This window comes from Paenibacillus sp. FSL R5-0519, from assembly GCF_037974275.1.
Classification (GTDB): Bacteria; Bacillota; Bacilli; order Paenibacillales; family Paenibacillaceae; genus Paenibacillus.
In genome coordinates this window covers 4635709-4649155 of record NZ_CP150234.1, presented here as the reverse complement: position 1 = coordinate 4649155, position 13447 = coordinate 4635709, and the positions used below count along the sequence as shown (strand labels likewise).

Genomic DNA, 13447 nt, shown 5'->3' with positions numbered 1-13447 from the left:
CGAATGGGTGGCGAGGAGGCTTTATTTTATCAACGTTCTTTACTTTTGCTTTTTGCTACGTCTGATCCACCAGATGATACATCCGATAACAATAATGGCTAGCATGACGTACACGATAATGGAATAGACGTCCATAAAGTGCAAAATGCTCTCCCACGATGCGCCAAGCGCAGCACCGACGGAGACAAGAATAACATTCCAGATCAATGTACCAATGGTTGTAAAGAGAAGGAATAAACCAAATTTCATATTGGACATGCCTGCCGGAATGGAGATAAGACTACGAACGAGGGGAACCATTCGGCAGAATAATACGGTCCACATGCCATATTTGTCAAACCATGCATCGACACGGTGAATATCCTCTTTTTTGATGCGTAGCACATGTCCCCAGCGTTCCACAATTTTCTCAAGGCGCTCGACGTCAATGAGCAGACCAATACCATACAGCATGACAGCACCAAGGACGGAGCCGATGGTAGCAGCGATAATAACCCCTGGAAGAGTTAGACTGGTGTAAGTGGTCATGAAACCGCCAAAGGGCAAGATGATTTCCGATGGAATCGGGGGGAATACATTCTCAAGAGCAATAATGAGTGCAATGCCTATGTAGCCGTATTGTTCCATGAAATCGGTTATCCAGTTTTGCATAATCGTCTCCCTTTGCTTTTGGTTTCCTTCGATTTGTCGTATACTCGGCAGAGCACACCAATTCTTATATACGTGTACAGCGAGAAACTGGTTTCTGAAAAAATAGCATTCCCGTATTCATTAATGATATTAACAATTGGAGGGATAACGATGGGCATATATACACGAACAGGTGACGAAGGTCAGACCTCGGTTATTGGTGGACGTGTCATCAAGGATGATGACCGAGTAGAGGCTTATGGTACGATTGATGAATTGAACTGTTTTGTCGGTCAGGCGATTAGCCTTATTGACTCGGCTCAGGGCGAATTCGACGATCTGCGTGAACATCTGCTGGAAGTGCAGCAGGAATTGTTCGATTGCGGGTCGGATCTGGCCTTCGTGAAGATTAGTGAGACCAAATATAAGGTGAGAGATGAAATGGTCACACGTCTGGAGCAATGGATTGACCAGTATGATGCAGAGAATCCGAAAGTGGAACGCTTCATTATTCCAGGTGGCAGCCAATTATCCTCTGCTTTGCACGTATGCCGTACCGTATGTCGCCGCGCTGAACGTCGCACGGTAACACTGGGACAACATACGGATATTAATCCGTCTGTACGGCGGTATCTAAACCGACTGTCTGATTATTTCTTCGTGGTTGCACGGACGGCCAACGCGAGACAACAGGTGGCCGATATTGAATATGTGCGGAGCAAAAAAGTCTTCCGCCGCAAAGAATGAGCCAATACTATTCGCCCATTGTCTACACGGTGACCGAGCAAGAAGATGGCTGGCTGCTGAAGACCGTGCTTCAGCGGCGGCTGCTTGTGTCCCGCAAGCTCTTGTCCAAAATCAAGCTGACGGAACAAGGCGTTATGCTTAATGGGGAGCGCGTATACATTAGCGTCAAGGTAGCTGCAGGTGATGTCGTTGAAGTTCGGATGGAGCAAGAGGAATCGGATGATATTTTGCCTGAACCTATCCCATTTACCGTTTTGTATGAAGATGAGCACTTACTTGTTGTAAACAAGGATGCAGGCATCATCGTTCATCCGACACATGGACATTACACAGGTACTTTGGCGAATGGAGTCGTTCATTACTGGAAATCCAAGGGTGAGCGATTCCGGTTTAGACCAATTCATCGTCTTGATCAGGAAACGTCAGGTGTGCTGGCTATAGCCAAGAACCCGTATGTGCACCAGCACGTATCTGAACAGATGATTGCAGGGACGGTAGATAAGAAATATATTGCCTTTGTACACGGCAGCCCCGTCCCGGAACAAGGGTCAGTGGATGGGCCGATTGACCGGGATCCTGAAGAGCCACACCGCCGAATTGTAACGCCTGATGGTTACGCCGCGAGAACGTTGTATACGACGTTAACACGTTGGGCAGAGGGCACCGCCAGTGCAGTAAGTCTCAAGCTGGAAAGTGGAAGAACCCACCAGATCCGGGTACATATGACGTCCATCGGTTGCCCATTGATCGGAGATCGGATGTACAAGACACTACCTGAGCATGAGATCAATGAACGGGCCATTGCTGTTCGGGAAGAACGGGATAGCTGGATCGAACGTCAAGCCTTACACGCCTGTGAATTGACGTTTGAGCATCCAATTCTACAGGAACGCATGACGTTCCAAGCCCCATTTCCATTAGATATGGCCGCGCTAGAGAATCGTTTGAATGATGAGGCAGCTCCCAGAGAAGAACTGTAGGAAGCCTGCAATGAGGCTCTTAGATTTCCTTAGATACGCCCTCTGTGTAGTAGGAGTCGTAGCTTTTTGTACGGTCCATCCTGCTAGGCCCTTTCTGCTTAAGTTTCATCGCTAGTAAGCTATTCCATTGTGAGGGGTGCTATAGTGCATCCGAACAACATGCCGTAGGCTAATCTTTATGGTTTAATGTATTGATGTTTACCCATTTCATGTTAAATATTTCAAGAATTCAAATCTCAAAAGCTTTTAAGGATATAAAAGCTGTAAGACTTTGACCCAAAAAATATAGCGAATGTGTGTTTTAATCTCATTCGCAAAAGTCAGTAAAATTACATGGCGATGGTATCGATTTGGAGCGACTTTTGGATTTGCGAAGCAAACCAAGGGAAGCGAGAAGTCGAAACCATCTCCACACAGGAGGAACGCATACCATGAGCAACTTAAAAGTATATCAATATGCCAAATGCGGCACATGCCGCAAAGCTGTAAAATGGCTTGAAGCGCAAGGACATGAGCTGGAGCTAATCCCCATTTTTGACACACCGCCATCAGAAGATGAACTAACTGATCTGATTCAGAAGAGCGGACTGGAAGTGAAAAAGTTCTTTAATACGAGCGGGGAAGTGTACAAAGAACAACAATTGAAGGACAAGCTGCCAGGCATGTCCGCTGATGAACAGATTCGTTTGTTGGCTTCCAATGGTCGGTTGATCAAACGTCCGATTGTTACGGATGGAGAAAAGGTGACAGTTGGTTTCAAGGAAGAAACGTTCGAGCAGGAATGGAATAACGCATAAGCGTGCTGAATACCAGCCTTGAATTGTTCAAAATTCAGGGCTTTTTTGGCTGAACGATGGTTGGCGGAACTATGCTATAATGATAGAATTAGTTTCGTATTTTATATGCTAGATCAGGATAGGAGAGAACAAATTCAAGTGAATCAACGTAATGAACCTACTTTGTTGCTGGTGGACGGTATGGCGGTGTTGTTCCGTGCTTTTTATGCGACATCTGCAAGCGGATATATCAGACGTACAAAGGCAGGATTGCCTACCAACGCAGTCTACGGATTTATCCGTTATTTCTGGGATGCGGTTCAGACTTTTGGGCCAAGTCATGTCGTATGTTGTTGGGATATGGGCGGTAAGACGTTCCGCGGTGAAGAATATGCAGCCTACAAAGGCAACCGGTCTGAAGCTCCGGATGACCTGATTCCCCAGTTCGCCCTGATTCGTGAAGTCATGGATAGCCTGGGTATTCCGAATATAGGTGCACAAGGATTCGAAGCTGACGATTGCATCGGGACGCTTGCGAAGTATTATACCGAAGAGACCGATATGAATGTTATGGTATTGACGGGTGACCACGACATGTTGCAACTGATTAATGATCGCACGAGTATCATTATTATGAAAAAAGGCCATGGCAACTACATGGTGTACAATCCTGAAACGCTCATGGCAGAGAAACAACTGACACCTCGTCAAGTCATTGACATGAAGGGTCTGATGGGAGATGCCAGTGACAATTATCCCGGAGTACGGGGAATTGGTGAGAAAACAGCGTTGAAGCTTGTACAGGAGTACGGCTCCATTGAAGGCATTTTGAGCAACATGGATAAATTGACGCCTTCGGTGCGTAACAAGATTGAGAATGATCTGGACATGCTTCATCTGTCCCGCAAACTGGCAGAGATTCATTGTGCTGTTCCGGTTGCCTGTGCGCTGGATATCTGTGAATTGCGTCTTGATCCGGATATGGTGATGGACAAGTTTGAACAACTTGAGATGAAGAGCCTCGGCTCTTGGATGGGAGTGGCAATAGGGTGAGCAACATGCAGAACGTACGATCAGGCAAAAAGTGGTGGGCAGGGGCTATGGCCCTCGTCCTGGCCTTGCCAATAATTCTTTCGGGAGCAGTAAGTGCGCCACAGACAGTGGATGCCAAAGCAGCAATTAGCACCAAAGTACAGAAAGTAAAAGCAGCAGGACGTAATTTTACCGTACAGACCGTTTCGATTCCGAAGGGAACACCGGTTACCGTGGGACTCGCGAAGAAGCAAGTTGGCCAGACGGCTACATTGCCATCGATTGTGAAAGCCTATGGTGCACAAGCAGCCATTAACGGAGCATTTTTCGAAGCATATAATGGAGCACCAGATCCATACGGCATGTTAATAGCAAATGGTAAGGTCATACATATTGGAAGATACGGAACATCCATCGGATTTAAGGAAGATGGCTCGGCGATCATGGATTCACTTCAGGTGAGCTTGACAGGTAAAGTAACAGATACAAAAGGCAAATCACGCAGTTGGTATGCGACATTTATTAATCGAACACCCTCTGCGAATGCAAGCATTACGATGCTGTATACACCTGAACGAGGTGCGACAGTCGGGTTCAAAGGTGGTACTGCAGTAGTCATGGAGAAAGGCATCGTGACCAAAAAAGTGCCTAACACCAATGTAGCCATTCCTAAGAATGGCTCCGTGCTGGTCTTCACAGGCAACCAAAAGTCCTCTTCAGATCGTTTCACCGTTGGCTCAACCGTAGAAATGAATTACAAATATACGAACGCAGCAGGTAAAGAGATTCCTTGGCAAGATGTGGTGACCGCTGTGGGAGCAGGTCCGCGTCTGGTGAAAGACGGCAAGGTAGCTGTAAATCCGACGAGTGAAGGCTTCAAGGATGCCAAGATTCTTAATGCTTCCGGCGCCAGAAGTGGTATCGCAATCATGGCGGACGGTTCTGTTATGCTGGCTACCGTTTCCGGAGCAACAATCAAGGAGTGGGCAGCTGTGATGCAAAAGCTTGGTGCGAAGCAGGCCATGAATCTGGATGGTGGCGCATCTTCAGGCATGTACGCCGGAGGCAAAATGCTGACCTCACCAGGTCGACTTTTAAGTAATACACTCGTATTTGGTGGCTCTGTTCGTTAAAAGAAAGTGATTATGGGAGGGATGACGCAAATGACACTCACATCTGATCGAAAGCCAGAGGAGGGTAGTACAGCTGTTCTGGCCATCAATGTAGGACTGCCGCAACCGCTCCCTGGGCAGAAGCGTGAAGTGCTGAGCGGCATTGTTAAACACCCTGTATCCGACGCGGTTTTCCTGTCATTCACTGGAATGACAGGGGATGCGCAGGCGGATCTGGTGCATCATGGAGGTCCTGACAAGGCCGTTTGTGTATACGATTACAGTCGTTATCCGGAGCTGGAACAGTTGATGGATCGCAAGCTAGACTGGGGAGCTTGTGGAGAAAATCTGACGGTTGAAGGCTGTGCCGAAGAAGTCGTTCGGATTGGTGATGTCTACGAGTTGGGCGAAGCCACAGTGCAGGTCAGTCAGCCTAGGCAACCTTGCTTCAAGCTGGGCGCGCGGTATGATTATAAGGAACTGCCTGTATATTTTCAGGAGAGTGGATATACTGGCTTTTACTTTCGTGTGCTGCAAGAAGGTGAGGTAAGACCTTCATCGACATTTCGACGGATCAGCACCGATCCAACATCAATGACCGTTCTTGAAGCCAATCGAATTATGCACCAGGGGAAAGAAAATGTCGAAGGTATCCAGGCGCTGCTGGCCATTTCTGCATTGTCAGACAGCTGGAGGCAGACGTTAATGAAACGATTGTCCAAGCTGGAGAACAAATAGCAGGATAATTATAGTGTCATTAAGTAAAGCACGAAAAATGATTTCCTTTTTAAACTAACTTGGGAGTGTGACTAACATGACGATCTTAGGCGCAATTGAAGCAGGCGGAACCAAATTTGTATGTGGTATTGGCACAGAAAACGGAGAAGTTCTGGAACGCGTAAGTTTTCCAACAACAACACCGGAAGAGACAATGGCTCAAGTGATTTCGTTTTTTGAAGGCAAAGGCATTGAAGCTCTGGGCGTAGGTTCATTTGGTCCGATTGATCCGATTGAAGGAAGCCCGACGTATGGCTATATCACAACAACACCGAAGCCACATTGGGGACAATATAACGTGATTGGCAAGCTCAAGGAGCATTTTGATGTACCGATGACATTTGATACGGATGTGAATGGTGCGGCACTTGGAGAAGCAACCTGGGGCGCTGCACAAGGTCTTGAGAGCTGTCTGTATATTACTGTGGGTACAGGTATTGGTGCAGGTGCTGTAGTTGGCGGTAAAATGGTCCATGGATTGTCACATCCAGAGATGGGACATATCATTGTACGCAGACATCCGGAGGATACATACGAAGGTTTCTGTCCGTATCATGGCGACTGTCTCGAAGGCCTTGCAGCAGGTCCAGCCATTAACAAACGTTGGGAGCAACCGGCTTATGAACTGCCTGCAGATCATAAAGCATGGGAGATTGAAGCACATTACCTGGCACATGCACTGATGAATTATGTTCTCATTCTCTCTCCACAGAAAATCGTAATGGGTGGCGGAGTAATGAAGCAGGAGCACCTGTTCCCGATGGTTCGTAGCAAACTGCAGGAGTTGCTGGCTGGATATGTTCAGCATCCCGCACTTCAATCCGAGATTGATCAGTATGTTGTTTCACCGGGACTTGGTGACAATGCGGGACTATGTGGTTCGCTGGCGCTTGCCAAACTGGCATTAAATAAGTAGATCAATAAGGGATTGACGAATTTTACCATTGTGGTATGATATGGGCAACAGCATAGTACGGTTAATGAGGAAGCACCTCTCTTGCATGGATTTTGCAGGAGAGGTGTTTTTTTGTGCTGCCTGTAGATAGTGTAGCTAACCCGTTTAGGCTGAAATGTTAAAGGGAGGGAACGGAAATGGAAGTCATTTTCATGAACAGATTGTCCAGAATGTCAGATCAGAATGCAGAGTATGCACAGCTATGGATTGGGGAAGAGGAAGATGGTTGGCAGCTGGGATGGAGTCGCTACGAGGAAGGAGATCGTGAGGACAACATCTGGTATGAAGGGACTTCTTGGGAGGAACTGCTTCATATTTACCGTCATCGGCTTGCGATACAGATGAGTGAAGGGTACCGACCGCAGTTGCAGGGGTTATTTCATGAGAATGATGATTTGAAGTTGCGCAGTTATGGTGGACAGCGGCTGCATTGTTACAGTGAGTTATACGGCAATGAACAGTTATATACGGATCTGTGCACATGGCGCAGGAAGAGAGCCGTGTCTGACCGGAAGGCACCGTATTTTATTGCAACGAATCGTCTGCTGCGTTTGATCAGTGCCTTTGTGCCACAATCGATGGATGAACTGATGCAATTGCCGGGCGTAGGAGAGAGCAAAGCGACCGACTATGGTTTGGAATGGATGGAGATTACGAACGGGTTGGAGCGTTCAACGACATTCCCGCTGGAATGGGTGTACACGGCGCTGAAGGAAGAAGAGTATGAGAACTGGTTATACAAGCAGAGAGAGCAGAAGTACAAGCAGGAACTGGATAAGTTCACCACGCGCAAGCAGGTGCTTGAAGGCATGAAGGAAGGGCATACGTTAGAAGAAATCGTTAATCGATCCGGATTATCCCGACGCGAGTTGATTGAGCTGTTAGAGGCACTTGATCTCGAAGGTTATGACACCGATTGCCTTCTTGATGTGGAGCTTGCTGTGATGCCAGAGAACGAACAAGAGGCTGTATGGAGTGCATATGAGGAGCTGGGAGATACGTTCCTGAAGCCAGTTTTACATAAGGTGTATGGAGCGGAGAAGCCCGACGGAGGAAGTCTGGAGCAGGTCTATGAAAAACTGCGCATGATTCGCATCCGCTTCCGTCGGCATGCAGAGACAGAGCGGAATGTAAGTTAGTTGCAGGGTATAGAAAAAGACGACGCGTTCCTCCAAGAGGAGCGCATCGTCTTTGTTATTTCGTACGAGTTCATACCCAGTCTTTTTTGCGGAAAATGAAGAACATGCTCAGGCCCAGTGTAACCATCAGGCCAATTACAACAAAATAGCTGTATTTCCAGTTAAGCTCGGGCATATTCGTAAAGTTCATACCGTATATACCGGTAATAACCGTCAGCGGCATGAAGACCGTGGTAATGGCGGTAAACACACGCATGATCTCATTCGCCCGGTTCGCTATACTGGATTGGTAGGCTTCTCGCAAGTTGCCCATTAGGTCGCGATAAGTCTCAAAGGTTTCCGATATTTTTACGGCATTTTCATAGATGTCACTGAAATACTTTTGCAGTTGATCATCGATGAGACGCAGATCTTTTTTGTTCAGTGTGTTAATGACCTCTTTCTGAGGTCCAAGGACTTTTTTCAGCCACAGAATCTCACTGCGCAGCCCGATGATTTCATTCAGATGTGACTTTTTGGTATGCATCAGAATGTCTTCCTCAAGCTTTTCGATTCGAGCTTCAATCCGGTCACCTACGGTGAAATAATTATCAACAATCAAGTCAACCAGCAAATACAGCAGACGATCCGGTGTACTGATTTCCTGTTCCCACAGGATTGGTTTCAGTGTGCGCAATTCGCTGACCTTTTGCTTCGTAACACTAATGATAAAATGTCTTCCGAGGAACAGGTTGACTGCACGCAGAAATATCTCTTCATCATCGAAACGGATGCTATTAATCACAATAAAATAATGGTTCTCATAAATTTCAATCTTCGGACGTTGTTCTTCGTCACTGAGACAGTCTTCCACAGCCAGATCATGCATCAAGAACAGCGGTTGAAGTACCGCCAAATCGTCTACATCTGCATCAATCCAGTAAAATCCTTCCGCTGGTGGAGTCAGCGCCTGCTGAATATCGTCCACCGGAATAAATACACCGTTGTTTACCAACCGGATTTTCATCGTTAATCTACTCCTTCTGCACCCGCCAACTCGGCGGATATTATCATTATGGGCGCAAAAAGAACAAATCAGCCGGTCGGCAGCGGAGCCTGGAGATCAGGGCTGCGTTCACTATATAATCAAACGGAAGTCACGTCCCGCTGCCGGCATGCTGATGTCAATTCTCTATGCAGTTTGTCGGAATTCGGCTGCCAGTCAGGCCTCGGGTCGCCATCCATTTAATATGTCACCTCTCACATAAGGGTTTATAACACCTTGTTTAGTATACCGCTGGTACAAGGTGCTTTCAAGCGCAAAAATGTGTCTATTTCGCGCCCTGAGGCAGTGTATGACAACGGATGAAGAACGGTTCCGATCTGGACAGCGGACAGAGAACTGCACCTTGACGTAAGGGCATTAATGTAATAAAGTAGACGGTGAACCATATTAAATTACAATCTAATACAGCGAAATCTTATCAAGAGTAGGTGGAGGGACTGGCCCGATGAAACCCGGCAACCGGCGGTATACCGCACGGTGCTAATTCTTGCAGCGACCTAGTGTCAAGTGGCACTGTTGTAACTGAGAGATGAGAGAGGCGCATATCTATTTACATATGACCTTTCTCGAAATCCGAGGAAGGTCTTTGTCATATGCCCCGACTTCTCAGCAGTGATTTTCGCTAAGGAACTTGAGGTTGTTTGTAACGTTGGATGAATGAGCAATTCAATGTTTTACAAGCTCAAGGCAGTCTGTCACTGTAATGATATGAAGACATCAAGCCAGTGGCAGCTGCATCTATCTATGCACAAGGAGGAGTTAGACTTACCATGCCAATCAAAATTCCGGATACTTTACCCGCAAAAGAAGTACTTGAAGGAGAGAATATCTTCGTCATGGATGAAACTTCTGCATACCAGCAGGATATTCGTCCACTCCGTATCGCTATATTAAACCTGATGCCGACAAAGGAAACGACCGAAACACAATTGCTTCGTCTGGTCGGAAACACGCCTATTCAGGTGGATGTTGTTCTCGTACATCCCAAATCCCATACGTCGAAGAATACGTCTCAGGAGTATTTGGATCTGTTCTATAAAACCTTCGATGAGATTGAGCACCGCCGTTTCGATGGCATGATTATTACGGGTGCCCCGGTGGAACAGATGGATTTTGAAGACGTGAACTATTGGAATGAAATCCAGGAGATCTTCGAATGGACCAAAACCAATGTGACTTCAACCCTCCACATATGTTGGGCTTCCCAAGCAGGTCTATACCATCATTTTGATGTGCCGAAAGTACCACTTGATGAAAAGTGCTTTGGTGTTTTCCCACATACGATCAATAAACCACATGTTCCATTGTTGCGTGGATTCGATGAGGTATTCAACGTTCCACATTCCCGTCATACGGAAGTGAGACGCGAAGATATTGAAAAGAATGAAAATTTAGAGATTTTGGCTGAATCCGAGGAAGCGGGTATCTTCCTGGTTGCGACCAAAGACGGCAAACAAATTTTTGCCACAGGTCATGCCGAGTACGACCCGTTCTCATTAAAGTGGGAGTATGACCGGGATGTAGCCAGAGGGTTGGATATTGCATTGCCTAGACACTATTATCCAAATAACGATCCTTCCCGTGTGCCACCGGCTACCTGGCGCGCTCATGCCAACTTATTATTCTCTAACTGGCTCAATTACTATGTGTATCAAGAAACACCTTACGATATTGGCCCGCAAATCTAATCGAGATTACAGGAGGATGCAGCAATGGAAGACAACAACAAGTTGAAAATCGAAAGCCGCTTAGCACAAATAGGGTCCATCAATGAACCGGTAACAGGCGCCATTAACTTTCCGATCTATCAATCCACTGCGTTTCGCCACCCGAAGCTAGGACAAAGCACGGGGTTTGATTATATTCGTACGACGAATCCAACCCGTAAAGTGTTGGAAGAAGCGGCTGCAGCGCTGGAGTCCGGTGATGCAGGGTTTGCCTGTAGCTCGGGTATGGCCGCCCTGCAAACGATTTTTGCCATGTTTGGTCAAGGAGATCATCTTATAGTATCGCTGGATTTGTATGGTGGGACCTATCGCCTGCTCGAACGCATTTTGTCCCGTTTCGGTGTAACCGCAAGTTATGTGGACACGAATGACCTGGCAGCACTGGAGAAGGTTCGTCAGCCAAATACCAAAGCGGTATTTATTGAGACACCAACCAATCCATTGATGATGATCACAGATGTGGAAGCCGTTGCTTCCTGGGCGAAAAAGTACAACCTGTTGACCATTGTTGACAACACGTTGTTAACTCCATTTTTCCAACGTCCGATTGAACTGGGCGCCGATATCATCATTCATAGCGCTACCAAATATCTGGGCGGACACAATGATGTGCTGGCCGGACTAATTATAACCAAGGGTGAGGCATTATCTGCAGAGATGGCTTTCCTGCATAATTCCATTGGAGCGGTATTGTCTCCAAGCGACTCCTACCAGTTGATGAAAGGCATGAAAACGCTGGCTCTTCGCATGGAGCGTCATGAATACAATGCGCTTACCATTGCCAAATACTTGCTTGAGCATCCAGCGGTGGGTGAAGTGTATCATCCAGGCCTGTCCGATCATCCGGGGTATGAGGTGCAGAATAAACAATCCACCGGTAACACAGGTATCTTCTCTTTTAAAGTGAAGGATGCACGTTACGTTGAACCATTGCTACGTCATATCAAACTGATTGCTTTTGCCGAAAGTCTCGGTGGAGTGGAATCACTCATGACCTACCCAGCGGTACAAACGCATGCGGATATTCCGCTTGAAATCCGTGATGCCGTAGGTGTCGATGACCGACTGCTCCGGTTCTCTGTAGGCATTGAACATGCGGATGATCTGATTGCAGATCTTGGCAATGCTCTGACAGCTGCACAACAGGAAGTTGAAGGAGGCGTGCACTCATGAGTGAGTCCAACAACAAGCCCAATTCTGAATTAAAATTTGATACCAAATTGCTTCATTTTGGTGATGAAATCGACAAAACAACTGGAGCCTCCAGTGTGCCAATCTATCAAGCCTCAACCTTCCATCATTTTGATATCTTCAATCCGCCTCAACATGATTACAGTCGTTCGGGTAATCCGACACGTCAGGCTCTGGAAGATTACATCACACTGCTGGAGGGCGGAGCGCGAGGATTCGCCTATTCATCGGGGATGGCTGCGATCTCCAGCGTGTTCATGATGTTCTCCGCAGGGGATCACATGATTGTAACGGAAGATGTATATGGAGGCACGTATCGGTTGCTTACTTCCATATTAAGCCGTATGCAGATTGAGACGACTTTTGTGGACATGACCAATATAGATGAAGTAAAAGCGGCGCTCAAGCCGAACACCAAGGCAGTTTATATGGAAACACCGTCCAACCCTACTCTGCGTATTACGGATATCGCTGCCGTAACTGACTGGTCGAAGGAACATGACCTGATCACGATTCTGGATAACACCTTTATGACACCGTACTATCAGCGTCCAATTGAGCTTGGTGTGGATATCGTCGTACATAGTGCTACCAAGTTCCTAGGGGGGCATAGTGATGTGCTTGCAGGCTTAGCAGTTGCTCGCACGGAATCACTTGGCGTACAACTGAAACAGTTGCAAAATGGACTTGGAACTGTACTCGGGGCACAAGAATCCTGGCTTCTGATGCGCGGGATGAAAACCTTGGGGGCTCGTATGGCTCATAGTGAACGGAGTACAGCCAGACTTGCGGCATGGCTTAATGAACGCAGTGATATTACCGCTGTCTTTTACCCTGGACTGGAGGATCATCCGGGCCGCGAGGCACATGAGCGCCAGTCAACAGGATATGGAGCTGTCGTTTCATTTGACGTCGGTTCAGGAGATCGTGCAAAAGCAGTTCTTAACCGGGTGAAGCTACCCATTGTTGCTGTAAGCCTGGGAGCTGTCGAGAGTATTCTGTCCTACCCAGCGATGATGTCTCATGCAGCAATGCCGGCTGAGGTTCGCCGGGACCGTGGCATTACAGACGGGTTGCTGCGTTTCTCGGTAGGTCTGGAAGATATCGAAGATCTGATTGTAGATTTGGAACAAGCACTTCAGGAATCCTAGCAAAAGGGAGAATCCAAATAGCCCTATGGGTATCACTTAAGTTCGGATAAATTCCATTCCATATGTAAAAATTTTTACTTATTTTTAAAGCACCTTTGCATAAGGTGCTTTTTTTCACATGTAACCTGTGTTACGATATGTGGAGTACAGAAATGCGATGTTGCCACCAGAACTTGCTTCTTTTG

Annotated in this window: 13 protein-coding genes and 1 riboswitch; of the genes, 11 read left to right on the top strand and 2 right to left on the bottom strand. The window is 47.0% G+C overall.

Features of this window, described 5'->3' with window-relative positions; all coding sequences use genetic code 11:
• Window positions 1-39: 39 nt before the first annotated feature.
• Window positions 40-651: a DedA family protein gene (locus MKY73_RS20810; RefSeq protein ID WP_339303257.1), complete on the bottom strand. Its 612-nt coding sequence runs from the start codon at window positions 649-651 to the stop codon at window positions 40-42.
• A gap of 150 nt (window positions 652-801) precedes the next feature.
• Here MKY73_RS20810 and MKY73_RS20805 point away from each other — a divergent pair, with 150 nt between their 5' ends.
• The 8 genes from MKY73_RS20805 to MKY73_RS20770 all read left to right on the top strand — a co-directional run bounded on the left by MKY73_RS20805 (window position 802) and on the right by MKY73_RS20770 (window position 8148).
• Complete coding sequence (locus MKY73_RS20805) at window positions 802-1377, top strand: cob(I)yrinic acid a,c-diamide adenosyltransferase (RefSeq protein WP_339260035.1); 576 nt, start codon at window positions 802-804, stop codon at window positions 1375-1377.
• Entirely contained in the window at window positions 1374-2357 is a 984-nt protein-coding gene (locus MKY73_RS20800) for an RluA family pseudouridine synthase (protein WP_339303255.1), read from the top strand. Before MKY73_RS20805 ends, MKY73_RS20800 begins: the two co-directional genes overlap by 4 nt.
• Window positions 2358-2788: 431 nt before the next feature.
• Window positions 2789-3154: an arsenate reductase family protein gene (locus MKY73_RS20795; RefSeq protein WP_339303253.1), complete on the top strand. Its 366-nt coding sequence runs from the start codon at window positions 2789-2791 to the stop codon at window positions 3152-3154.
• Window positions 3155-3292: 138 nt separating this feature from the next.
• Window positions 3293-4186 carry a 5'-3' exonuclease H3TH domain-containing protein gene (locus tag MKY73_RS20790; protein WP_339240852.1) on the top strand — a complete coding sequence of 298 codons (894 nt, stop codon included), beginning with the start codon at window positions 3293-3295 and terminating at the stop codon, window positions 4184-4186.
• 5 nt (window positions 4187-4191) lie between these two features.
• Entirely contained in the window at window positions 4192-5298 is a 1107-nt protein-coding gene (locus tag MKY73_RS20785; protein WP_339303252.1) for a phosphodiester glycosidase family protein, read from the top strand.
• A 30-nt stretch (window positions 5299-5328) separates the two neighbouring features.
• Window positions 5329-6015 carry an MOSC domain-containing protein gene (locus MKY73_RS20780; RefSeq protein WP_339303251.1) on the top strand — a complete coding sequence of 229 codons (687 nt, stop codon included), beginning with the start codon at window positions 5329-5331 and terminating at the stop codon, window positions 6013-6015.
• A gap of 76 nt (window positions 6016-6091) precedes the next feature.
• On the top strand, window positions 6092-6970 hold the full coding sequence (locus MKY73_RS20775; protein ID WP_017689617.1) for an ROK family protein: 879 nt from the start codon (window positions 6092-6094) through the stop codon (window positions 6968-6970).
• Window positions 6971-7146: 176 nt separating this feature from the next.
• A complete protein-coding gene (locus MKY73_RS20770; RefSeq protein WP_339303250.1) occupies window positions 7147-8148 on the top strand; it encodes an HRDC domain-containing protein in 1002 nt (333 codons plus the stop codon).
• Window positions 8149-8218: 70 nt separating this feature from the next.
• Here MKY73_RS20770 and corA read toward each other — a convergent pair whose 3' ends face one another.
• Window positions 8219-9154 (bottom strand): magnesium/cobalt transporter CorA, encoded by a 936-nt coding sequence (gene corA, locus MKY73_RS20765; RefSeq protein ID WP_062833460.1) that lies wholly within the window; start codon window positions 9152-9154, stop codon window positions 8219-8221.
• A gap of 451 nt (window positions 9155-9605) precedes the next feature.
• Window positions 9606-9729, top strand: a riboswitch (SAM riboswitch).
• A 234-nt stretch (window positions 9730-9963) separates the two neighbouring features.
• Between corA and metA the strand changes: the two genes are divergently transcribed.
• From metA to MKY73_RS20750, 3 genes are read left to right on the top strand one after another with little or no spacing between them, the layout of a single operon-like run.
• The gene (gene metA, locus MKY73_RS20760) at window positions 9964-10881 is read left to right on the top strand and encodes a homoserine O-succinyltransferase (RefSeq protein ID WP_339260044.1); all 918 of its coding nucleotides are present in this window, start codon (window positions 9964-9966) and stop codon (window positions 10879-10881) included.
• A 24-nt stretch (window positions 10882-10905) separates the two neighbouring features.
• The gene (locus MKY73_RS20755; protein ID WP_339303249.1) at window positions 10906-12093 is read left to right on the top strand and encodes an aminotransferase class I/II-fold pyridoxal phosphate-dependent enzyme; all 1188 of its coding nucleotides are present in this window, start codon (window positions 10906-10908) and stop codon (window positions 12091-12093) included.
• A complete protein-coding gene (locus tag MKY73_RS20750; protein ID WP_339240860.1) occupies window positions 12090-13262 on the top strand; it encodes an aminotransferase class I/II-fold pyridoxal phosphate-dependent enzyme in 1173 nt (390 codons plus the stop codon). Before MKY73_RS20755 ends, MKY73_RS20750 begins: the two co-directional genes overlap by 4 nt.
• Window positions 13263-13447 lie beyond the last annotated feature (185 nt).